The organism is Paenarthrobacter sp. CCNWLY172 (assembly GCF_037402035.1).
GTDB lineage: Bacteria > Actinomycetota > Actinomycetes > Actinomycetales > Micrococcaceae > Arthrobacter.
The window spans coordinates 134,220-155,872 of the sequence record NZ_JBBEGB010000006.1; the positions used below are offsets into that span (position 1 = coordinate 134,220).

Annotated in this window: 21 protein-coding genes and 1 pseudogene; 16 read left to right on the forward strand and 6 right to left on the reverse strand. The window is 61.6% G+C overall.

The genetic code is table 11. The annotated features are described in order from the left end of the window. Nucleotides 1-14 precede the first annotated feature (14 nt). Complete coding sequence (gene ctaE / locus WBN73_RS11205) at nucleotides 15-653, reverse strand: aa3-type cytochrome oxidase subunit III (protein WP_089595178.1); 639 nt, start codon at nucleotides 651-653, stop codon at nucleotides 15-17. A 148-nt stretch (nucleotides 654-801) separates the two neighbouring features. Here ctaE and trpD point away from each other — a divergent pair, with 148 nt between their 5' ends. After that, nucleotides 802-1,866: an anthranilate phosphoribosyltransferase gene (gene trpD, locus WBN73_RS11210; protein ID WP_207593621.1), complete on the forward strand. Its 1,065-nt coding sequence runs from the start codon at nucleotides 802-804 to the stop codon at nucleotides 1,864-1,866. A gap of 13 nt (nucleotides 1,867-1,879) precedes the next feature. Here trpD and WBN73_RS11215 read toward each other — a convergent pair whose 3' ends face one another. Together WBN73_RS11215 and WBN73_RS11220 are read right to left on the reverse strand one after the other, a co-directional pair. After that, entirely contained in the window at nucleotides 1,880-2,158 is a 279-nt protein-coding gene (locus WBN73_RS11215) for an Lrp/AsnC family transcriptional regulator (RefSeq protein ID WP_207593620.1), read from the reverse strand. 71 nt (nucleotides 2,159-2,229) lie between these two features. Beyond that, entirely contained in the window at nucleotides 2,230-2,619 is a 390-nt protein-coding gene (locus WBN73_RS11220; protein ID WP_280622905.1) for a DUF3054 domain-containing protein, read from the reverse strand. Nucleotides 2,620-2,753: 134 nt separating this feature from the next. On the opposite strand from WBN73_RS11220, the gene WBN73_RS11225 reads away from it, so the two are divergent. The 11 genes from WBN73_RS11225 to WBN73_RS11275 all read left to right on the forward strand — a co-directional run bounded on the left by WBN73_RS11225 (nucleotide 2,754) and on the right by WBN73_RS11275 (nucleotide 14,494). Continuing rightward, nucleotides 2,754-3,209, forward strand: coding sequence for a VOC family protein (locus WBN73_RS11225; RefSeq protein ID WP_337340283.1), 456 nt, complete (start codon nucleotides 2,754-2,756; stop codon nucleotides 3,207-3,209). Between the two features lie 101 nt (nucleotides 3,210-3,310). After that, the gene (locus WBN73_RS11230; RefSeq protein WP_337340284.1) at nucleotides 3,311-3,751 is read left to right on the forward strand and encodes a VOC family protein; all 441 of its coding nucleotides are present in this window, start codon (nucleotides 3,311-3,313) and stop codon (nucleotides 3,749-3,751) included. Between the two features lie 245 nt (nucleotides 3,752-3,996). Further along, entirely contained in the window at nucleotides 3,997-4,401 is a 405-nt protein-coding gene (locus WBN73_RS11235) for a tautomerase family protein (RefSeq protein ID WP_337340285.1), read from the forward strand. A 228-nt stretch (nucleotides 4,402-4,629) separates the two neighbouring features. Continuing rightward, nucleotides 4,630-5,649, forward strand: coding sequence for a 5-dehydro-2-deoxygluconokinase (gene iolC, locus WBN73_RS11240; protein ID WP_337340286.1), 1,020 nt, complete (start codon nucleotides 4,630-4,632; stop codon nucleotides 5,647-5,649). Continuing rightward, entirely contained in the window at nucleotides 5,646-6,605 is a 960-nt protein-coding gene (locus WBN73_RS11245) for a Cgl0159 family (beta/alpha)8-fold protein (protein WP_280622900.1), read from the forward strand. The genes iolC and WBN73_RS11245 overlap by 4 nt, the downstream gene beginning before the upstream one ends. Before the next feature lie 6 nt (nucleotides 6,606-6,611). Further along, nucleotides 6,612-8,558 (forward strand): 3D-(3,5/4)-trihydroxycyclohexane-1,2-dione acylhydrolase (decyclizing), encoded by a 1,947-nt coding sequence (gene iolD, locus WBN73_RS11250; protein ID WP_207593613.1) that lies wholly within the window; start codon nucleotides 6,612-6,614, stop codon nucleotides 8,556-8,558. A gap of 44 nt (nucleotides 8,559-8,602) precedes the next feature. After that, nucleotides 8,603-10,114 (forward strand): CoA-acylating methylmalonate-semialdehyde dehydrogenase, encoded by a 1,512-nt coding sequence (locus WBN73_RS11255; RefSeq protein ID WP_207593612.1) that lies wholly within the window; start codon nucleotides 8,603-8,605, stop codon nucleotides 10,112-10,114. 37 nt (nucleotides 10,115-10,151) lie between these two features. After that, nucleotides 10,152-11,069, forward strand: coding sequence for a sugar phosphate isomerase/epimerase family protein (locus WBN73_RS11260; protein ID WP_280622899.1), 918 nt, complete (start codon nucleotides 10,152-10,154; stop codon nucleotides 11,067-11,069). Between the two features lie 48 nt (nucleotides 11,070-11,117). Further along, a complete protein-coding gene (locus WBN73_RS11265; protein ID WP_280622898.1) occupies nucleotides 11,118-12,131 on the forward strand; it encodes a Gfo/Idh/MocA family protein in 1,014 nt (337 codons plus the stop codon). A gap of 10 nt (nucleotides 12,132-12,141) precedes the next feature. Beyond that, on the forward strand, nucleotides 12,142-13,014 hold the full coding sequence (locus WBN73_RS11270) for a sugar phosphate isomerase/epimerase family protein (RefSeq protein ID WP_337340287.1): 873 nt from the start codon (nucleotides 12,142-12,144) through the stop codon (nucleotides 13,012-13,014). 25 nt (nucleotides 13,015-13,039) lie between these two features. Further along, nucleotides 13,040-14,494, forward strand: a complete 1,455-nt coding sequence (locus WBN73_RS11275; RefSeq protein WP_337340288.1) for a sugar porter family MFS transporter — start codon at nucleotides 13,040-13,042, stop codon at nucleotides 14,492-14,494. A 136-nt stretch (nucleotides 14,495-14,630) separates the two neighbouring features. On the opposite strand, the gene WBN73_RS11280 is transcribed toward WBN73_RS11275, so the two are convergent. The 3 genes and pseudogenes from WBN73_RS11280 to WBN73_RS11290 form a co-directional block, all read right to left on the reverse strand. Further along, a complete protein-coding gene (locus WBN73_RS11280; RefSeq protein WP_337340289.1) occupies nucleotides 14,631-14,912 on the reverse strand; it encodes a hypothetical protein in 282 nt (93 codons plus the stop codon). A 103-nt stretch (nucleotides 14,913-15,015) separates the two neighbouring features. Then, on the reverse strand, nucleotides 15,016-16,038 hold the full coding sequence (locus WBN73_RS11285; RefSeq protein WP_337340290.1) for a sugar phosphate isomerase/epimerase family protein: 1,023 nt from the start codon (nucleotides 16,036-16,038) through the stop codon (nucleotides 15,016-15,018). After that, nucleotides 16,035-17,221 (reverse strand): annotated as a pseudogene (locus WBN73_RS11290) (Gfo/Idh/MocA family protein). The gene WBN73_RS11285 and the pseudogene WBN73_RS11290 overlap by 4 nt, the downstream one beginning before the upstream one ends. Nucleotides 17,222-17,370: 149 nt before the next feature. Between WBN73_RS11290 and WBN73_RS11295 the strand changes: the two are divergent. The 4 genes from WBN73_RS11295 (at nucleotide 17,371) to WBN73_RS11310 (ending at nucleotide 21,570) form a co-directional block, all read left to right on the forward strand. Then, complete coding sequence (locus tag WBN73_RS11295) at nucleotides 17,371-18,393, forward strand: LacI family DNA-binding transcriptional regulator (protein ID WP_337340291.1); 1,023 nt, start codon at nucleotides 17,371-17,373, stop codon at nucleotides 18,391-18,393. Between the two features lie 141 nt (nucleotides 18,394-18,534). Further along, entirely contained in the window at nucleotides 18,535-19,530 is a 996-nt protein-coding gene (locus tag WBN73_RS11300; RefSeq protein ID WP_207597561.1) for a substrate-binding domain-containing protein, read from the forward strand. A 54-nt stretch (nucleotides 19,531-19,584) separates the two neighbouring features. Further along, nucleotides 19,585-20,631, forward strand: a complete 1,047-nt coding sequence (locus WBN73_RS11305; protein WP_207593605.1) for an ABC transporter permease — start codon at nucleotides 19,585-19,587, stop codon at nucleotides 20,629-20,631. 12 nt (nucleotides 20,632-20,643) lie between these two features. After that, nucleotides 20,644-21,570 (forward strand): ATP-binding cassette domain-containing protein, encoded by a 927-nt coding sequence (locus tag WBN73_RS11310; RefSeq protein WP_089595159.1) that lies wholly within the window; start codon nucleotides 20,644-20,646, stop codon nucleotides 21,568-21,570. Nucleotides 21,571-21,653: the final 83 nt, after the last annotated feature.

The window sequence follows — 21,653 nt, forward strand, 5'->3', positions numbered from 1 at the left end:
AGTCAAAGCCGGGCTTACTTGAGGACGTAGATGACCAGGAAGAGGCCGATCCACACAACGTCGACAAAGTGCCAGTAGTACGAGGTGACGATCGCCGACGTCGCTTCAAAGTGTCCGAACTTCTTGGCTGCAAAAGCGCGGCCAATGATGAACAGGAAGGCGATCAGGCCGCCAATGACGTGCAGGCCGTGGAAGCCCGTTGTCATGTAGAAGGCGGAGCCGTAGGCGTTGGAGGACAAGGACACATGCTCGGAGACGAGCATGGCGTATTCCGTGGTCTGTCCGGCTACGAAGAAGGCACCCATGATGAAGGTGAGGACAAACCATTCAGACATGCCCCAGCGGGTGATTTGGAGCGGGCGGCCGGTACGGCGCGGTTCGAGCCGCTCGGCGGCAAAAACGCCCATCTGGCAAGTAAACGAACTTGCCACAAGGACGATCGTGTTGACGAGCGCAAACGGGAAGTTGAGCTTGGCCGTCTCCTCGGCCCACATCAGTCCGGATGTGGAGCGCAGGGTGAAGTACATGGCAAAGAGGCCGGCGAAGAACATCAACTCACTGGACAGCCAAACAACGGTTCCAACAGAAACCAGGTTGGGGCGGTTCAGCGTCGGGTGCGCCGGGGTACTGGGGGCATGGGTCGCAGATGTCACAAGGACATTATGTCTGTAAAAGTCCAGAGTTCCCAATGCAAACCACCGATTCGGGAGACTTTTTCTACAAAGACGCGAAATCGCGCGGAAAAGTTCCCGACCGCGTTCACATTGGTCATCGGCGTGGCAGGGTCGATAGCATCAGTGGGTGACTTCTCCGGCATCGGCACCTGCAGCCAGCAATACCTGGCCTGGGCTCATCTCAGCACTGATCAACGGCGACGACCTTGCAGTGGGCAATACAGAGTGGGCCATGAACACGATCATGTCCGGTGAAGCGACTCCTGCGCAGATTGCCGGGTTCCTTGTTGCCCTCCGTGCCAAGGGAGAGACCGTGGAGGAGCTGGCGGGCCTGGTTCAAGCCATGGTCCAGCACGCCAACCCGATTGAAATCACCGGTGAGAAGCTCGACATCGTAGGGACAGGTGGTGACCGGCTCAATACCGTGAACATCTCCACCATGGCAGCGCTCGTTGCTGCCGGCGCCGGCGCCAAGGTGGTCAAGCACGGCAACAGGGCAGCTTCGTCGACTTCCGGTTCGGCAGACGTGTTGGAGGCCTTGGGTGTTCGGCTGGACCTCTCGATCGAGCAAGTGGCCCGGAATGCTGAAGAGGCAGGAATCACCTTCTGTTTCGCGCAGGTTTTCCATCCTTCATTCCGGCATACGGCTGTGCCCCGCCGCGAATTGGCGGTTCCCACTGCCTTCAATTTCCTGGGCCCCCTGACCAACCCGGCCCACGTACAGGCCTCTGCTGTGGGTGTTGCCAATGTCCGGATGGCTCCGCTGGTGGCTGGCGTGCTGGCCCGCCGCGGCAGCCGTGGACTGGTCTTCCGTGGGGACGACGGACTCGATGAGCTCACGCCTACGGGACCATCCACAGTCTGGGAGATCAGGAACGGCACAGTCACCGAGCAGGTGTTCTCTCCGGCGGAACTTGGTATCGGCCCCTCTACGGTGGCGGATCTGCGTGGGGGTGACGCTGCTGCAAACGCGGGAGTTGTACGCGACATCCTCGAGGGTAAGGCGGGCCCGGTGCGGGACGCCGTCCTCCTCAATGCAGCCGCGGGCCTGGTGTCTTATGCCCCGGACGCTGAGGGAACCCTGACTGAGCGCATGCGCAAGGCATTCGCCCGGGCGGCCGAGTCGGTGGACTCAGGCAAGGCTGCCGGCGTCCTCGCGAAGTGGACGGAACTTAGCCGGAGTGATCTTTAGGGCAGGGAGTCTCTTACTCGAAGCCGAGCGCGAACGCCGCGTCAAGGTCGTGCTGCGAGTAGGCCCTGAAGGCAATGTGGGTGGTGGTATGAACCACAGAATCCACCTTCGATAACTTGTCGGCGATGACGTCGGCCAACTCTTCGTGCTTGGTCACCCTGGCTACGGCTATGAGATCCCATTCACCCGTGACCGAATAGACCTCGCTGATGCCCTGTATGGCAGAGATTTGCTCTGCTGTCTCCGGGATGCGTGAGGCATCTGTCTTGATCAGGACGAAAGCGGTGATCACGTGGGGCCTTTCCGGAAAAGCAGCGTTGCGGACTGTTTCAGCCTAGTGCATCGGCTGGGGACAGGTCCTGTTCAAACGCGGCGTTGCCGCCTCCGGGAGACGCGCAGCCAGAGTGCGGCCAGGGCCCGGTAGCTGAGCAGGAAAATCCCGAGGGAGATGAGTGCGACGATCACGAAAGGCAGGACCACCGTTTGGCCTGTAACAGCCCGGAGCAGCATTCCCACCAGTACTGCGCTGATCCAGACGAGGACGCCTGTTGGCCAGACAGCCAAAGGACTGCGCCAGGCGCGCGCTGCCAGCCACGCAAGGGCTGCTCCGGTCAGGAAGGGCCACGCCGTGGCGAAGGCGCCGGAAACTATGTCTCCGCGGGCGTGCGCGTCCCTGCCAATGGCTGCGAAGACAAGAATCAACAGAACGTCCGCGATGGCTGCGGGGATCCACAGTCGTGAAGGTGAAGGCATGCCCACGACACTATCCGGGGTGTCACCCGTACGCGAAGTCGCGTTTGCTTGAGTGGAGCGTTGTGTGGAGCAACTCACAGGACTAGCGTCTGTCTGGGGAGCAGGGCTTCCCCCGGATCGCTGAGGAGTGCTTCATGCAGAAGATTTCCACCTGTCTATGGTTCGACGGCCAAGCGGCCGAAGCGGCAGAGTTCTACACATCGATTTTTGATGGATCCTCCATGGGACGCATCACGCCCGGGCCCGATGGCCAAGCCCTGACCGTTGAATTCGAGATTGATGGCCGGCAGTTCATGGGCCTCAATGGTGGACCGGCCCACAAGTTCAATGAGGCCGTCTCCTTGATGGTGAACTGCGATTCCCAGGAGGAGGTGGACCGTTACTGGGATGCTCTCCTCGCCGGGGGTGAGGAGAGCATGTGCGGGTGGCTGAAGGACAGGTTTGGTTTGTCATGGCAGATTGTCCCCACGGCCATGTCTGCCCTTTTGGGTGGCTCTGATCCTGACGGGTCGCGGCGTGCCATGGAGGCCATGATGAAGATGCGGAAGCTGGACATCGACGCCCTGCAAAAGGCGTACGACGGCGGCTGAGGACTTGCGGAAAGGGCGCCACCTGGCGCAGTCGGCATTGCCGCACTGTAACGAACGCTGCTCTGTAACCAACCAAAAATCAACCAGAAGGAGACCGACCAATGACAACCCGTCTGAACCCTTACATCTCGTTCCGTGACAACGCCCGCGATGCCATCACCTTCTATCAATCGGTTTTCGGCGGTGAGCTGAATATCAGCACTTTCGGCGACTACCAGGCGAGTGAGGACCCGGCTGAGGCCGGCAAGGTCATGCATGCCATGCTGGAAGCGCCGGGTGGATTGACGCTCATGGCTGCTGATACTCCCAACGGCATGCCGTACAACCCCGGCGATAACATCTCTGTCTCGCTCAGCGGCGAAGCCACGGACGAAAGTGAACTCCGTGGTTTCTGGGACAAGCTGGTGGAGGACGGTACCGTCACCGTACCGCTGGAAACGGCACCTTGGGGTGACACCTTCGGGATGTGCGTCGACAGGTTCGGCATTGGGTGGCTGGTGAACATCGCGGGTGCGCATCAGGGAGGCCGGGCCGCCGAATAGCGTCGCAGCCGATGAAGAATGCCCCGCCCTTTCATCAGGGGTGGGGCATTCGCTGGTTAAGTCACCTCGTCCGCATCCGGGCGGGGTCAAACCGATGTGCCAAGAGTCTCGGCGTGGGCAAGGCCGGGCTCCTGTAGGGATCCCTTGATCCTTCAGTACTCCTGATTCCAGCGTTCCTCGTCCGTCCTTGCATCCCCCATTCACGATTTGTTAGTATGTCAGGACAAACTTACTAGGGGGTCAAGATGCCGCTTGTTCGAATTGACGTAAATGCCGGCAGGGGTCCGGAGGAGCTGGCCGCCATCAGCCGAAGCATCCATGACGCGATCCTCGCTGAGTATGGCATCCCTGAGCGCGACTACTTCCATATCGTCACGGAGCACCCCGAGGGCCAGATCTACGCCCAGGATGCCGGGTTGGGTTTTGAGCGGACGTCAAACGTCGTCATGATCCAAATATTCACCCAGGAGGGGCGGAGTGGGGAAGCAAAGCAGTCCTTGTTCGCGGCGATTGCCGACCGACTGGGTGGGGTTGGGGTCGGGGGTGAGGATGTGTTCCTTGGGTATGTCGAAAACACGGCAAGCGACTGGTCCTTTGGCTTTGGCCGCGCCCAGTACGTGACGGGCGAATTGGCGGTTCCGGGCAAGTAGCCTCCGCTGCCGGGCCAAGAGGTGTCGCCGCCGGCGGTCCGCGGAGTGTGTTCTTCCGGAGTGTGCGGGGTCCATACGTTTCGTTGTAAATATGTCAGTACAAACCTTTGACAGGACATTGATTCTGGTGCAGAGTAGTCATGTGGCCCCGCTCACTGAGGGGTGGCAAGGCATTGGGGCCCAGCGCTCAAAGGTTCAGAGTTCACAAAAGAAAGGTCAACGATCACCGTGACCCACGAACTGCTTACGATCGGGCGCATCAGCGTTGATATCTACCCGAACGACATTGGGGTGGACCTGGAAGACGTGACGTCCTTCGGCAAATACCTTGGAGGTTCACCCTCCAACGTGGCCGTTGCTGCCGCACGTCATGGTCGACGTACGGGAATCATCACCCGCACCGGTGACGACGCGTTCGGTAATTACCTTCACCGGGAACTGCAAAAGTTCAATGTGGACGATTCCTTCGTCTTGCCGGTCAAGGAGTACCCCACTGCCGTGACCTTCTGCGCGATCAAACCGCCGGAAGACTTCCCTCTGTACTTCTACGGCCGGTTTCCCACCGCCCCCGACCTGCAGATCAAGGCTGAAGACCTCGATCTTGACGCCATCCGGGACGCCGGGATTTTTTGGTCCACTGTCACCGGCCTCTGCCAGGAACCCAGCCGCAAAGCCCATATCTCAGCACACGAGGCCCGCCCCCGCACCGGACTCAAGGAGGGCCAGTTCACCATCCTGGATCTGGATTACCGCCCCATGTTCTGGGCCTCGGAAGCCGAAGCCCGCGCCGAGGTTGCGAAGGTTCTCCCGCACGTGACTGTAGCGATCGGCAACGACAAGGAATGCGCTGTTGCCGTGGGGGAGGGAACGCCTGATGAGCAGGCGGACCGCCTGCTGGCTGCCGGCGTCGAAATCGCCGTCGTAAAACTCGGGCCCGAAGGGGTTATGGCCAAGACCCGTACCGAACGCGTGGTGTCGGCTCCGGTCCCCGTGGAAACCGTCAATGGCCTGGGTGCCGGCGATTCCTTTGGTGGCGCCTTCTGCCACGGGCTGCTGTCCGGCTGGCCGCTGTCAGAGGTCTTGGACTACGCCAACGCTTCCGGTGCGATCGTCGCCTCCCGCCTTTCCTGTGCGGATGCGATGCCGACGCCGGACGAGGTCACCTCGCTGCTGGCAGAGCGTGGCCGGTCCATCCCTGGTGCCACCCTTGCAGCCTCCTCCACTTTTGCAGAAGGAGCAGTGCGTTGAACCTCAACGATGATCCACGCCGTTATGAACACCTGAGCCGGATCAGGCTCGAAGACCCTGAGGCTGTTGCCCGCGCTGCGGCCACCCGCCGCAAGCACCCGGGCCTTAAGCACGATACCCAGAACTTCATCGTCGCTGCCGACCACCCGGCCCGCGGCGCACTGTCCGTAGGTTCGCAGCCGATGGCCATGGCTGATCGCAGGGATCTTCTGGACCGTTTGCAGATCGCTTTGGCGAACCCTGCCGTTGATGGCATTCTCGCCTCTCCGGACATCATGGACGATCTGCTTTTGCTGGGAGCCTTGGAAGGCAAGCTCGTTTTCGGATCCATGAACCGCGGTGGGCTGGCAGGCCTGGTGAACGAGTTCGATGACCGTTTCACCGGCCATACCGCTGCCGCGTTGGAGGCGCTCGGTGCCGACGGCGGCAAAATGCTGACACGGATCTGTCTCGGCGACCCGGACACTGTGGCCACCCTTGAATCCACTGCCAAGGCGATCGATTCTCTGGCCGAACGCAAGCTCATCGCCATGGTGGAGCCGTTCCTTTCAGTACGGGATGCGCACGGAAAGGTCCGCAACGACCTTCGCGCTGACGCCGTGATCAAATCTGTCGGCATCGCCGAAGGCCTTGGCTCCACCAGTGCGTATACCTGGATGAAGCTGCCGGTGGTGGCAGAGATGGAACGTGTCATGGCTTCCACCACCATGCCTACCGTGCTGTTGGGTGGCGATCCGGACGGAAGCCAGGAGGAGGTGTTCGCCAGTTGGCAGGCAGCCCTGGCATTGCCCGGCGTTCGGGGCCTCACTGTGGGCAGGACGCTGCTTTACCCGCACGACGGCGATGTGGCCGGTGCCGTTGCGACTGCCGCGTCGTTGCTGAAAACTTCGCCTGTGATCGCCGCCGCGGATGAGCAGACCATGTCAGACCGTATTCCAGTGAAAGTATCGGAGTAGCTAGCAATGGGTACAGCAACCCGTCGGATGACCGTGGCGCAGGCCGTGGTCGAATTTCTTTCCAAGCAATACACCGTGGACTCCATCAACGGTGTGGACTACCGCGAGCGGCTGATTCCGGGCACGTTCGGCATCTTCGGGCACGGCAACGTTGCCGGTGTTGGCCAGGCGTTGAAGCAGTACCAGGCCGCGGACCCGTCCATCATGCCGTACTACCAAGGCCGGAATGAGCAGGCCCAGGTACATCAGGCTGTTGGCTACGCGCGGCACACCCGTCGCCGGCAGACATTCGCGATCAGCACCTCCATTGGCCCGGGTTCCTCGAACTTGCTGACCGGTGCAGCGTTGGCCACCACCAACCGCCTGCCGGTGCTGCTGCTGCCCAGTGACACTTTCGCCACCCGCGCGGCTGACCCGGTGTTGCAGCAGCTGGAACTCCCGTACGCCTACGACATCACGGTCAATGATGCTTTCCGTCCGTTGTCGAAGTTCTTCGACCGCGTTTCGCGTCCGGAGCAGCTGTTCTCCGCGTTCCACCATGGCCTGCGGGTCCTGACGGACCCGGCGGAGACCGGCGCGGTGACCATTTCGCTGCCGCAGGATGTCCAGGCTGAGGCCTTCGACGTCCCGGAAGAGTTCCTGGCCGCGCGTGAATGGCGGATCCGCCGTCCTGAGGCCGAGGATGACGACATCCGCCGCGCCGTGGAGGCCATCCGCGCCGCCAAGCGCCCGCTGATCATTGCCGGCGGGGGCGTCCTCTACGCTTACGCCAACGACGAACTCGCCAGGTTCGCCGAACTGACAGGCATTCCAGTAGGGAACACCCAGGCCGGCGTCGGCGTCCTGCCGTGGGACCACGCGTCCTCCCTCGGTGCCATCGGTTCAACCGGTACGACGGCGGCCAACGCCTTTGCTGCCGAAGCGGACCTGATCATTGGGATCGGGACACGCTACGAGGACTTCACCACTGCGTCCCGCACGGCGTTCCAGAACCCGGACGTGAAGTTCGTGAACATCAACGTCGCCCCGATCGACGCGTACAAACACGGCACCACGCTGCCGATTGTCGCTGACGCACGCAAGGCACTGGTGAAGCTCAACCAGGCCCTGGGCGGTTACCGCGTCGGTGCCGACCTGGAACAGAAGGTCGCTGCCGAAAAGAAGCGCTGGAACGCGATCGTAGATGAGGCTTTCGAGACCCGTTACACGCCGCTGCCTGCCCAGAACGAGATCATCGGAGCCACCAACAAGGCCATGGATGACCAGGACGTGGTCATTTGCGCCGCCGGTTCCCTGCCGGGGGACCTGCACAAGATGTGGCGGGTCCGGGATCCATTCGGCTACCACGTGGAATACGCGTACTCCTGCATGGGCTACGAAATCCCCGGCGGTTTGGGCGTAAAGCGCGCCGCACTGGCCGAAGCGGCAGCAGGCGGGCCTGAGCGCGACGTCGTCGTCATGGTGGGGGACGGTTCCTACCTGATGATGCACACCGAACTGGTCACCGCCGTCGCCGAACGCATCAAACTGATTGTGGTCCTCATCCAGAACCACGGCTACGCCTCCATCGGTTCCCTCTCCGAGTCGCTCGGATCCCAGCGCTTCGGCACGCAGTACCGCGTCCTGGACAAGGAACAGCACAGCTTCGACGCCGGCGAGAACCTTCCCATCGACCTCGCCACCAACGCCGAATCGCTGGGCGCAAGGGTCATCCGGATCGAACCGGGGGAGAACGTCATCGAAGCCCTCGGCGCTGCCATCAAGGAAGCCAAGGCCGCCCCGGAAACCGGGCCGATCGTGATCCACGTCGAGTCCGATCCTTTGCTGGACGCCCCGAGCTCCGAGTCCTGGTGGGACGTTCCGGTCTCGCAGGTCTCTGATCTCGAATCCACCCAGCAGGCCTACAAGACGTACACCGACCACAAGAACCGCCAGCGCAAACTGCTCGGCTAGTCACAGCCCCGCCTAAAAGCCACAGACTACAAGGAAGTCCGCACATGTCGACGACGACCACACTGACCACCATTCACCATTTCATCAACGGCGCTGAAACCACAGGCGAAGGGGACCGCACCCAGCCGGTCTACAACCCGGCTACCGGCCAGGTTTCGGCTGAACTGCGCCTGGCCAACGAGGCTGACCTGAACACCACCGTTGCCGCGGCCCGCAAGGCCGCGGATTCGTGGGGCGACATTTCCCTGGCCAAGCGCACTGCGGTGTTGTTCAAGTTCCGCGAGCTCGTCGCCGCCCACGTGGACGAACTTGCCGAGCTGATCACCGCCGAGCACGGCAAGGTCCTCTCCGATGCGAAGGGCGAGATCGGCCGCGGCCTGGAAGTCATCGAGTTCGCCTGTGGCATCCCGCAGCTGCTCAAGGGCGACTACTCGGACCAGGTCTCCACCGGCATCGATGTCTTCTCCTTCCGCGAACCCTTGGGCGTGGTTGCAGGTATTACGCCTTTCAACTTCCCCGTCATGGTGCCGTTGTGGATGGCCCCGATGGCCATCGCCACCGGAAATGCCTTTATCCTTAAGCCCTCCGAGCGTGACCCGTCAGCGTCCATGCTGCTGGCCAAACTCTGGAAGCAGGCCGGCCTGCCCGATGGCGTGTTCCAGGTCCTGCACGGCGGCAAGGAAACCGTGGACGGCCTCCTGACCCACCCGGACGTGGATGGCATTTCCTTCGTCGGCTCCACTCCGATCGCCCAGTACGTCCACGAGACCGCCACCAAGCACGGCAAGCGCGTCCAGGCCCTGGGCGGCGCGAAGAACCACGCGATCGTGATGCCCGACGCTGACCTGGACAACGCAGCAGACCACCTCGCTGCTGCCGCTTTCGGCTCCGCGGGGGAGCGCTGCATGGCCATCTCCGTCGCCGTTGCCGTCGGGGACGCCGCGGACCTGATCGTGAAGAAGGTCGAAGAACGCGCCCTGGCCGTGAAGGTCAAGAACGGCACCGAACCCGACGCCGAAATGGGCCCGGTGATTACCCCGGCGTCCAAGGAACGCATCGTCAAGATCGTCACGGAAGCCGAAACCGCCGGCGCTGCCATGGTGGTGGACGGCCGCGATCTGGTGGTCCCCGGCCACGAAGACGGTTTCTGGGTGGGTCCCACCGTGATCGACCACGTCAAGACCGAAATGACCGCCTACACCGAGGAAATCTTCGGCCCCGTCCTCGTCGTAGTCCGCGTCGCAGACCTCGAAGAGGGCATCGCGTTGATCAATTCCAACCCCTACGGCAACGGGACCGCGATCTTCACCTCTTCGGGTGCACATGCCCGCAAGTTCCAGCGCTCCGTGACCGTAGGCATGGTCGGCATCAACGTGCCCCTTCCCGTCCCGGTGGCCTACCACTCCTTCGGCGGCTGGAAGAACTCCCTCTTCGGCGACAAGCACATCTACGGCCCCGAGGGCGTCTCCTTCTACACCCGTGGCAAAGTCATCACCTCACGCTGGCCCGAACCCACCCACGCCTCCGGCGCCTCGTACAACTTCCCCTCCAACTGAACCTATCCCCACCGTCGCGAAGGAAGACAACGCCGTCATGACTGATGTCGAGAACAAGCTGATCATTGGTACCGCCCCCGATTCCTGGGGCGTATGGTTCGCAGATGACCCCCAGCAAACGCCATGGGAGCGATTCCTGGATGAAGTAGCGGAGTCCGGCTACAAGTGGATTGAATTGGGTCCGTATGGCTATTTGCCCGACGACCCCACCCGGCTGGCTGAGGAACTGAAGCAGCGCGACCTCAAAGTCACGGCGGGCACGGTCTTCACGGCGTTCCACCGCGGTGCGGCGCAGTACGACCAGGCGTGGGAACCGGCCCGCAAGGTGGCCGAACTCACGGCCGCCCTGGGCGGTGAACACATCGTGGTCATCCCCGCGATGTGGCGCGACGACGTCACCGGCGAAGCTGTGGAGAACGGCGAACTGACAGATGAGCAATGGGCTGACCTGTTCGCAGGCCACAACCGTATGGGCAAGGTCCTCCTGGAGGACTTCGGGCTGCATCAACAGTTCCACTCCCACGCCGACTCCCACGTTGGAGCCCAGCAGGACATCGAGACCCTTCTGGCTGCCACGGATCCGCGGTACCTGAACCTCTGCCTGGACACTGGGCACGCGGAGTACTGCGGCGCGTCCAGCCTGGAACTCATCAAGAACTATCCTGACCGCATTGGATACCTGCATCTGAAGCAGATCAATCCTGAGGTCCTCGCCGAGGTCAACGAAAAGAACATGACCTGGGCGGCCGCCAACCTGGCCGGTGTGATGACCGAGCCGCCGAACGGCCTCCCCGATTTGCGCGCCGTCATCGAAGCGGTCGAGGCACTCAACCGGCCGATCTTCGGCATCGTGGAACAGGACATGTACCCGGTAGCCTTCGACGTACCCATGCCGATCGCCAAGCGAACCCGCAATTACCTGCTGTCCTGCGGATCCCGTACCAGGGTCCAGTAACACTGCCAGCAACAGCCAGCCAGAAGAACTTCACGAAGGACAAATACAGTGACCAAGACTCTCCGCGTTGCCGTCATCGGTGCGGGCCGCATGGGTGCGGACCACATCAAGCGCCTCAGCACCCGCATCCACGGCGCTGAAGTTGCCGCCGTCGTCGATGTCGACCTTGCCCGGGCGCAGGCCGCCGTCGAGGGCATCAATGGCGCCGTCGCGCTGTCCAGCGCCGATGAGGCCCTGAACAACGGCGACGTGAACGCCGTCCTGATCGCGACCCCCGGCTTCCTTCACGAGGAAATCCTGTACAAGGCTTTGGAGAAAGACTTCCCGATTCTCTGCGAGAAGCCCCTGACGCCGGACGCCGAAAGTGCGTGGAAGATTGTCCAGGCTGAACAGGCGTTGGGCCACAAACGTATCCAAGTGGGTTTCATGCGCCGCTTCGATGCCGAGTACTCGGCGTTGGGTGCGATCATTCGCAACAACGAATTGGGGGAGTTGTTGATGCTGCACCACCAGCACCGCAACCCGAGCACGCCTGCGGGCTTCACCAACGAGATGCTGATCAACGACTCCGTGGTCCACGAGTTCGACGCGATCCGCTACTTCACCGGTGAGGAAATCACCTCCGTGCAGGTCCGTCTGGGTAAGGCGACACGCAATGCACCGAACGGCCAGCATGACCCCCAGCACGTACTGCTGGAGACCGAGTCAGGTGTGTTGGCCGACGTCGAAATCTATGTCAACGCAAAGTTCGGCTACCAGGTGGCCACGCAGGCGTCCTTCGAAGACGGGATCGTCAGCATCGGTGGCGACAACGGCCCCTACGTTCAAAGCGCCGGCAAGTGGGGCGGCAACGTCACGCCCGGCTTCGAGGACCGTTTCGGAGCAGCGTACGACGTCGAGGTGCAGGCTTGGGTGGACGCCGCCCTTCGCGGCGACATCGGCGGTCCAACCGCCTGGGACGGTTATGCCACCGCTGCTTGCTGCGAAGCAGGCGTCGAGGCCCAGAAGTCCGGCGAAAAGGTCAAAGTCCGGCTGAACACCAAACCGGATCTTTACAAGTAGGGGATGGGCCATGAAAATCGCACTTGATCCCACGCCGTTCCACCACAGCCACAGCTTGTTGGAGTTTCCCCGGGTAGCTGCAGACCTTGGCTACAAGTACCTGCAGATGACACCGCACGCGGACCTCATCCCATTCTTCAACCACCCCAAGGCAGACGACGAACTGGTGGCCAAGCTGAAAGCAGCGTGTAAGGACGCCGGCGTTGAAATCGCGTCTGTCCTGCCCGTTCTTCGCTGGTCGGGGCCGGACGAGGATGCCCGGGAGGCAGCCGTTCGCTACTGGAAGCGTGCCATCCAGATCGCGGTTGACTTGGGCGTCCAGACCATGAACACCGAGTTCAGCGGCCGTCCTGAGAGGGCCGAGGAATCCGAGCGCGCGTTCTACCGCTCCATGGAAGAGCTGTTGCCGATCATTGAACGCGAGGACATGGACGTGCTCATCGATCCGCACCCTGATGACTTTGTGGAAGACGGGCTGGCAGCCCTGCGCGTCATTCGGGGCGTCAACTCGCCGAACATCGGGATGGTTTACGTTGCCTCGCACACGTTCCACATGGGAAACAAGCCGTTGGAGATCATGCGGGCGGCGGGGGACAAGCTTCGCTTGGTGCACGTCTCCGACACCATGAACCACCACGCCTCCCACGGCCTCCGCTACATCACCAACCCGCCCGGCAATGCCGTCCGCGTCCACCAGCACCTCAAGATCGGCGATGGTGACGTGAACTGGGACGAGTTCTTTGGCGGTCTGAAGGAGATCGGGTTCCTGGACAAGGAGAACACCGTGATGGTCTCCTCGGTCTTCGCCGAGGATGAGAACGGGGAAGATGTTTCCCGCTACCAGCTCAAGACAATGGTGGACTATGTTGCCCGGACAAACTGAGGAGCGGTAGCGAGGAAAGGAAACCATGACCAAGTCTTCTTCCATCGAGACCGACACTGGTCGGACAGCTGCCCCTCCCGCCACTTCCGGGAAGACCGGCAAGCCGTCTGATCCAAAGAAATTCCTCCGCAAGGTAGCGCTGTTCTCCACGTTCGGTGGACTGCTGTTCGGCTATGACACCGGCGTGATCAATGGTGCTTTGCCGTTCATGCAGAAAGACCTCGGCCTGACTCCGCTGACCGAGGGCCTTGTCACCTCAACGCTGCTGTTCGGCGCGGCATTTGGCGCGATCAGCGCGGGCCGGTTGTCTGACCGGTTTGGAAGGCGCAGGACGATCATGGGCCTGGCCCTGGTCTTCGCCTTTGCCACCGTGGGTTGCTCGCTGGCGCCAAGCACGGAGCTCCTGGTCCTTGCCCGTACAGTCCTGGGTCTCGCCGTCGGCGGTGCATCGGTCATCGTTCCCGTGTATCTGGCCGAAATGTCGCCGGCTGCCCAGCGCGGCAGGATCGTCACGCAGAACGAGCTCATGATCGTCACCGGCCAGTTCCTGGCCTTTACCTCCAACGCGGTGCTGGGAAACCTGTTCCCTGAAGAGATGCACGTGTGGCGCTGGATGCTGGTGATTGCCACGCTTCCCGCCGTGATTCTATGGTTCGGCATGCTCGTCCTGCCGGAGAGCCCACGCTGGCTGGCGTCAGCCGGTCGATTCGGCGAAGTCCTGGAAGTTCTGCGCTCGACAAGGAGTGCAGGGGATGTCGGGGCTGAGTTCGACGAAGTGCGGCAGGCGGCCAGGGAGGACTATCAGTCCAAGCTCGGCACGTTCAAGGATCTCGCTGTCCCCTGGATACGCAGGATCTTCGTGGTCGGTCTTGGCATGGCCATCATCAACCAGATCAGCGGCGTCAATGCCATCATGTATTACGGGACCACCATCTTGTCCTCATCCGGTTTTGGGGACCAAGGGGCCCTGATTGCCAACGTCCTCAACGGCATGACGTCCGTAGCAGCCGTCGTCGTAGGCATGTATTTGATGACGCGGGTGCGCCGGAAGCCCATGCTCATTGTGGGGTTGATGGGGACGGCGTCATCACTGACTGCCATTGCGCTTATCTCCCTTGCCTTGCCGGAAAGTACGTTGCGTGGCTACTTGGTGTTGCTGTTCATGGTGACATTCCTTGCTTCCATGCAGGGATGTATTGGAACCGTGACGTGGCTGACCATGTCCGAGATCTTCCCCATGCACGTCCGTGGCATCGGCATGGGTATCTGCGTCTTTGTGTTGTGGATGATCAACTTCCTGATCGGATTCTTCTTCCCGCAGTTGGTCTCGCTGATGGGAGTCTCCGCGACATTCTTTATCTTCGTGGCGCTGCAGTTGTGTGCCATTGTGTGGGTGAAACGCACTGTTCCGGAGACCAAAGGCAAGTCCCTTGAGGAACTGGAGCACCTTTTCAAAGAGAAAGCCGGAGTAACCGGCTGACTGGCAGCATTGCTGTCCTCCGAGGCTGTGCTTGTTGCCAGCCAGGCGGAAAACGCCCGACGCCGGCAGGCATCGGGCGTTTTCTGCGCTTGGAGCAGGGCCTCTTCAGAGTGCAACCACAACATTCTCCAGCGCGCTACGGGCGGGCCGCGTCAAGGACTTCGAGGGCATGGATCCCTTCTGACGCCGGAACTGGTTGGGGGCCTTCGCCACGGATTGCCCCTGCGAACTCTGTGTAGAAGCCGGCGTAGTTTTCCTGCGCGGACGGGACAAGCCCATGCTGGCCCCGCGCGCGCCATAGCTCACCCGGCTCGCCTGATGCCAACACCGTGGCGAGCGTCAGGATGTCCGCATCCCAGCGGCGGTTATGGAAGCTGCCGCTTCCCCCTGTCCCGCAGCCGACAATGCCAATGCGCATATCTTTCCTCCTGTCGGTGTCCCAGGGTAAAAGATGAGGGGGACGGCGCGTTGGCGCTGTCCCCCTCAGGGTCGGGATGTCATGCCCGACAGTTCAAAGCCGTCTAGCCTTGGGCAGGCTTCAAGGAAGCTGAAAGAGCCGAATCTGCGTCCAGCAGAACTTGGGCTGCCACCTGCAATCCTTCGATCCGGCCGAGGGAGACGTCTTCATGCTCGATGTTGATCAGCATCTCAGGGTCCACCTCATGCAGTGCGCGGAGGAACTCTGTCCAGAACCCCGTATCGTGTCCCCGGCCCAGGGCCACGAAGTCCCACGCGGAATTTTTCGGCCATTCGTTGGCCCATTCGTCCCCGCCGAGGTTGGTGCGGTTCTCCTCTGGGGAAAGCCGACGGAAGCTGTTGTCCAGTACGCCGTAGAGTGCAGCATTCTCCGTGTTGACGCGGACATCCTTGGCGGCTGCCTGGAACACCAGCGGCCCCAGTTCGCGGACTACAGCGACCGGGTCCATCTGCTGCCAAAACAGGTGGGAAGCGTCCAGTTCGACCCCGACGTGCGTGGCGCCCGTGAGCTCAATCAGTTTGTGGACGTCCGCGGTGTTGAAGACGATGTTCTGCGGGTGCAGTTCCAAGGCCACTTTTACCCCATGGTCCGCAGCAAGGCGGTCGGTTTCCTTCCAGAATTCCGCGGCGACGCCCCACTGATAGTCGAGTACATCCAGTGCTGCGGAATTCCAAGCGTTGACCACCCAGTTGACCGTTGTGGCTCCGGGCTCACCGCCGGGCAGACCGGACATCGTCACCACGCGGTTCTGTCCCAGGCGTTCGGCCAAACGGATCGAGCGGCGGATGTCTTCGGCATGCTTCTCACCGATTTCGCGCTTGGGGTGCAGCGGGTTGCCGTTGCAGTTCAACCCTGCAATGGAAACCCCGGTTCCCTCGAAAATTCCGAGGTAATCGTCACGGGCGGCATCACTCTGAAGGATCTCGTCAAAAGTTGGGACGTGCACGGCAGGCAGGAAACCGCCGGTGTTGATCTCAATTCCCGTAAGTCCCAGATCCGCAATGACCTTCAAAGCCTCCGGCAGGGGACGGTCATGGAGAATCGCGTTGTAGACGCCGAGCTTCATAGCTGGATCTTCTTTCCGTTGTTCAGGGCGGATTCGGTAACGGCGCCGAGAAGTTCCATGTTGCGTACGCCGTCTTCGAACGTGGCGCAGCGGGGCAGTGATGCTTCATCGCTGAGCCCTGCCACTTCTTCAAGGAACGCGCGGGCCTGGTAACCGAACGCATCGTTCTGGCCGAAGCCGACCTCCGGAGCGTCCATGGCCAGCCCGCCAGTGATGTAGGGGTGGCCTGGGCCGAGGATGACTTGGCGGTAGCCATTCTCGTTGCCGGACCCGTCGGTGAGGAACAGCTGGATTTCGCTGGGGCGGCGCTGGTCGAACTTTGCTGCGCCGTTTTCGCAGAAGACCTCAAACTGGAGGCTGTTGGCGTGTCCTGCGGCGACGCGGGAGACCTCGAAGCTGCCGGCGCCGTTGGCGAACTCTGCGTTGAAGGCTGCATAGTCGTCGTTCTCGACGGCCTCGAAGGTGTCGCTGACGGCAACGTGGTCATGACCCATGACGGCGCTCAGCGGCAGGGGCCGCTTGTCGATCGCGGTGGTCAGGCGGCCGCCGCTGATGGATTTGATGTCGCCGCAGAGGAATTCGGAAACATAGGTCAGGTGGCTTCCGACGTCGGCCAGCGCGCCGGAACCGGGGCCGCCTTTATAGCGCCAGCTCATGGGGGCGGAGGGGCTGAAGCCGTAGTCGGTCCAGTACCGGCCGCTGAAGTGCAGGACGTTGCCAAGAACGCCGTTCTGAATGAGGTCCCGGATATAGGCAATGCCCGGGGTGCGGCGGAAGGTGAAGCCGATTCGGGCCAGGTTTCCGCGGCTCTCGGCAGCCCGCGCAGCTTCGGCCATGGCGCGAGCGTCCTCCAACGAATCGCTGAGGGGCTTCTCACACAGCACGTGCTTGCCGGCGGCCAGGAGGCCTTCAACTACCTCGCGATGGAGCGAGTTGGCAATGACCACGCTGACGACGTCGATATCGTCTGCTTCGGCGATGGCCTGCCACGAGGTGTCATGGCGCTCTAGCCAAAGCGGCGGGCAGCAAGTGAGCCAAATTCGGCGTTGACGTCACCTATGGAAACCAATCGGATCTGCGGCAACACCGGGCTGTAGAGGGTAGACGCTGTCCGGTAGGCCGCCGCGTGGGCCTTACCGGCCATACCTGCGCCGATAACCGCGACACCAAGGCTGTCAGCCATGATTTCTCCTTTGAAATTCAGCCGTGGCGGGAGGCTCAACGGCATTTTGTAGCGCTACAATTTTGTATGCTGACTTTGAGCGTAACTATGTATATATGTCCTGTCAATCATTGCCTGTGCCGTGACCAGGCCCGTGGGGGATATGCCTCATGACTCCACGCATACCCCAGGCTCGACGACCAACCATTTACGATGTCGCAAAGTCGGCCGGCGTCTCGCCGTCGCTCGTTTCGCTGGTCCTGCAGAACCCTGATCGGGTCAGTGACAAGCGCCGCGAGGCGGTCCGGAATGCCATTGCGGAGCTGGGATACCGTCCCAGTCGGGCGGCGACCACGCTCGCGAGCAACCGGACTAAAAGTATCGGGCTCGTCATCGACGACTACCGCAACCTATGGTTTGTTGACCTGCTGCGCGGGATGGAATCCGTCCTGACGGAACCGGGCTTCCAGGTCATGCTCGCTGACTCGCGTCCGGGTGAAAACCGCATCAAGGAGGCCGCGGATGGCTTGCTGGCGATGCACGTTGATGGGTTGGTCATTGCGGCGGAACCTGGGGGCACTGCGCTGGGCGGCGCCGAGGTTCCCACCGTCGTGGCTGGGTGGCGTCATGGCGTGCCGGAGGAGGTAAGCCTGATAACCAACGATGACGATGGTGGCGGCGCCATGGCCGCGGACCACCTGATGCGCCTTGGGCATCGCAGCATCGGACACCTTTCGGGAACTGGTGGCGCCGCTGCCCACAGAAGGGATGGTTTTCAATGGCGTACCCGCCAGGCCGGCATGGATCCGGTGATTGTGGGGGAGGAGGGAAGTACCTCGGAAGAGGACGGCTACGCCTCCGCTTGCTGGCTTTTGGACCATCATCCCGGCATTACAGCGATTTTCGCTGCCAATGACACCATGGCGCTGGGCGCCCTCGGCGCCATAAAGTCCCGCGGCCTGACGGTGCCGGAGGATATTTCGTTGGTCGGTTATGACAATTCGTCCCTGGCAAAGTCGCGCTTTTTGGAGCTGACGTCCGTGGACAACCGCAGCGACATGGTGGGCATGGCGGTGGCGCGGGCGCTGCTGGATCGAATCCAAGGCAACCCGGCGGGTTCCCACAGGAAGTTGATCGAGCCAGCTTTGGTTATCCGGGGAACAACCGCTGTCCCCGCGGCGGGCAGGCAATAAAACCAACGGCGGCCACGTCCAAACATACTAATGTCAGGACAAACTATTGACATTCGTAAGCCAAGTCACCATGATCAAACGTAGACGGTGCTCCGGAGGCTGCAAGGTGGCGGCCCGGGCCTGGGATCAAAGGAGATTATGGTGACTGGTTTTTCGTGGCGCAAAGCAGCACTGGTTGCGGCAGTTGTGCCGATGGTGGCTCTGAGTGCTTGTTCGAGTACCGGCGGGAGGGCTCCCGAGGCTGGCTCCGCCGGTGGGGGAGGCCAGGTGGCCACCACGGAGCGGATGAAGATTGCGTTGATTGCCCACGCACCCGCGGGTGACACCTTCTGGGACACCGTACGGAAAGGTGCTGAGGAAGCCGCGGCGAAGGACAATGTGGAGCTCCTGTACACCTCCGATCCGGAGGCCGGCCGGCAGGCGCAGCTCATTGAGCAGGCTGTGGATCAGAAGGTTGACGGCATCGCCGTAACGCTTGCCACCCCGGATGCATTAAAAGATGCCTTGAAGAAGGCAGCGGACGCCGGCATTCCGATCGTCAGCTTCAATGCGGGGGAGGCGGCCTCCGCGCAGCTTGGAGCGTTTACGCACTTTGGTTCAAATGAAAAGCTCGCCGGTGAGGCAGTGGGTTCGCGCCTGGCAGAGGGCGGATACAAGCACCCGGTATGCGTCATCCAGGCGCAAGGGCACGTAGGACTGGAAGCCCGGTGCGCAGGTGTTAAGGCAAAAGTCCCTGGGACGGAGATCCTCTACGTCAATGGAGCTGACATGACATCGGTGGAGTCAACGGCCACTGCAAAACTGCAGGCCTCCAAGGATGCCGACGTCATCATCGGCCTCGGTGCGCCCATCACCCTGACACTGTTGAAATCAGTCAGCACGGCCGGGAGTTCGGCAAAGGTCGCGAGCTTCGATCTCAATAAGGAGCTCGCCCAAAAGGTTGCCGATGGCAGCGTCCTGTTCACTGTGGACCAGCAGCCGTGGCTCCAGGGTTACGGGGCCGTGGATGCGCTGTGGCAGAACAAGCGTGGCGGTTTCAAAGTCGGCGGCGGGCAGTCAGTGCTCACGGGACCTGCCATCGTTGATCAGTCCAACGCTGCCGACGTCCTGAAGTTCGCTGAACAGGGTATCCGCTAACAGCCAGCTGGCCGGGCCGGCCCAGCGGCCGGCCCGGCAACAAGGAGAATTATCATGACCATCACTCAAAAGCTCACTCCTCCCGCCCTTGATGAGCGGGTCGCCCGCCGCAGCCCATTGCAGAAGATGCTCGGCCGGCCCGAGGTGGGTGCCCTCGTCGGTGCCATCGTACTTTTTATCTTCTTTGCTTTGGTCTCCCCGACGTTCACCCAACCCAACGCCCTCGCCACCGTGCTGTACGGAAGCTCAACCATCGGAATCATGGCCGTTGGAGTGTCGCTTCTGATGATCGGTGGAGAGTTCGACCTTTCCACAGGCGTCGCTGTGATCTCGTCGGCCCTGACTGCCTCGATGTTCAGCTGGTACTTCAGCACCAATGTCTGGGTCGGTGTGATCCTGGCCTTGCTGGTGTCACTGGCCATAGGGTTCATCAACGGGTGGATCCTTATGAAGACCAAGCTCCCCAGCTTCATCGTCACCCTCGCAACGTTCCTGATGCTGACCGGCCTTAATTTGGGTTTGACCCGGTTGATCGGTGGCTCCGTCTCCTCACCGTCCATCTCGAACATGGACGGATTTGACTCCGCACGTGGTGTCTTTGCCTCGTCGGTGAACATCGCGGGCATCGACGTAAAGATCACCGTGTTCATCTGGATCGCCCTCGTAGCCGTCGCCACCTGGGTCCTCATGCGGACCCGGGTGGGGAACTGGATCTTCGCAGTTGGAGGCGACGCGAATGCCGCCCGGGCTGTTGGTGTACCGGTCAAGGCCACCAAGATTGGGTTGTTCATGGGCGTTGGCTTCTGCGGGTGGATCCTGGGCATGCACAACCTCTTCGCCTTCGACACGGTGCAGTCCGGCGAAGGCGTGGGCAATGAATTTCTCTACATCATCGCCGCAGTCATCGGAGGGTGCCTTCTGACAGGTGGCTACGGCTCAGCGGTGGGCGGTGCCATCGGCGCGTTTATCTTCGGCATGGCCAACAAGGGAATTGTGTACGCACAGTGGAACCCGGACTGGTTCAAGTTCTTCCTGGGCCTGATGCTGTTGCTCGCCACCATCGTCAACCTCATCGTCAAGCGCCGCGCGGAACTCAAGTAAGGGGCCAAGGAAATGAATGCAAAAGCAATCGACCAGGAAACTCTGCTTAAGAACGAAAGCGACCCCCTGACCCATACACCTGTGCACCTTCTCTCCCTTGAGGGAGTGGGCAAACACTACGGCAACATCATCGCGCTGAGTGACGTCACCATGGCCGTGGACAACGGCCGAGTGACCTGTGTGCTGGGCGATAACGGCGCGGGCAAGTCAACGCTGATCAAAATCATCGCGGGCCTCCACCAGCACGATGAAGGCCTGCTCAACATCATGGGGGAGGAGCGAAAGTTCGGTTCCCCCCGTGATGCCTTGGATGCGGGTATCGCCACTGTGTACCAAGACCTTGCAGTGGTTCCGTTGATGCCGATTTGGCGGAACTTCTTCCTAGGCTCGGAGCTTACCAAGGGCTTCGGGCCGTTCAAGAGCATGGATGTTGAACAGATGAAGGCCATCACGCTCAAGGAACTGGCTGAGATGGGCATTGACCTGCGCGATGTGGAGCAGCCCATTGGGCAGCTTTCCGGCGGTGAACGCCAGTGTGTCGCGATTGCCCGCGCCGTGTACTTTGGCGCGAAGGTCCTCATTTTGGACGAACCCACGGCAGCGTTGGGCGTCAAACAGTCCGGTGTGGTGCTCCGCTACATCCTCCAAGCCCGCGACCGCGGCCTCGGCGTCATCTTCATTACCCACAACCCGCACCACGCGTTCCCAGTGGGTGATCGGTTCCTGCTGCTCAAACGCGGCAAATCAATTGGCTACTACGACAAGAAGGACATCACCCTGGACGAACTTACGGCTCAGATGGCCGGCGGTGCAGAGCTTGCCGAACTCGCCCACGAGCTGGAGCAGTTGGGGGGCCATGGAGATGTGGTCGAAGCGGTCAAGGCCGAGGTGGCTGACGTCGACGACACTGTGAACGCGGGCGGCCCGAAACACGCCTGACGCGAGCAGGAGGCGGGGTGTTCCGGAGCTTGTTCCGGAGCACCCCGCGTCGCTGTGCACTCCATCCAGGCGGGACTCACGTC

Excerpts from the sequence above, each read along its gene's own strand:
- WBN73_RS11220 (WP_280622905.1), bottom strand. The coding sequence starts at position 2,619 with ATGCCTTCACCTTCACGACTGTGGATCCCCGCAGCCATCGCGGACGTT.
- WBN73_RS11225 (WP_337340283.1), top strand. The coding sequence starts at position 2,754 with ATGCAGAAGATTTCCACCTGTCTATGGTTCGACGGCCAAGCGGCCGAA.
- WBN73_RS11230 (WP_337340284.1), top strand. The coding sequence starts at position 3,311 with ATGACAACCCGTCTGAACCCTTACATCTCGTTCCGTGACAACGCCCGC.
- WBN73_RS11235 (WP_337340285.1), top strand. The coding sequence starts at position 3,997 with ATGCCGCTTGTTCGAATTGACGTAAATGCCGGCAGGGGTCCGGAGGAG.
- iolD (WP_207593613.1), top strand. The coding sequence starts at position 6,612 with ATGGGTACAGCAACCCGTCGGATGACCGTGGCGCAGGCCGTGGTCGAA.
- WBN73_RS11255 (WP_207593612.1), top strand. The coding sequence starts at position 8,603 with ATGTCGACGACGACCACACTGACCACCATTCACCATTTCATCAACGGC.
- WBN73_RS11260 (WP_280622899.1), top strand. The coding sequence starts at position 10,152 with ATGACTGATGTCGAGAACAAGCTGATCATTGGTACCGCCCCCGATTCC.
- WBN73_RS11270 (WP_337340287.1), top strand. The coding sequence starts at position 12,142 with ATGAAAATCGCACTTGATCCCACGCCGTTCCACCACAGCCACAGCTTG.
- WBN73_RS11275 (WP_337340288.1), top strand. The coding sequence starts at position 13,040 with ATGACCAAGTCTTCTTCCATCGAGACCGACACTGGTCGGACAGCTGCC.
- WBN73_RS11280 (WP_337340289.1), bottom strand. The coding sequence starts at position 14,912 with ATGCGCATTGGCATTGTCGGCTGCGGGACAGGGGGAAGCGGCAGCTTC.
- WBN73_RS11285 (WP_337340290.1), bottom strand. The coding sequence starts at position 16,038 with ATGAAGCTCGGCGTCTACAACGCGATTCTCCATGACCGTCCCCTGCCG.
- WBN73_RS11295 (WP_337340291.1), top strand. The coding sequence starts at position 17,371 with ATGACTCCACGCATACCCCAGGCTCGACGACCAACCATTTACGATGTC.
- WBN73_RS11305 (WP_207593605.1), top strand. The coding sequence starts at position 19,585 with ATGACCATCACTCAAAAGCTCACTCCTCCCGCCCTTGATGAGCGGGTC.
- WBN73_RS11310 (WP_089595159.1), top strand. The coding sequence starts at position 20,644 with ATGAATGCAAAAGCAATCGACCAGGAAACTCTGCTTAAGAACGAAAGC.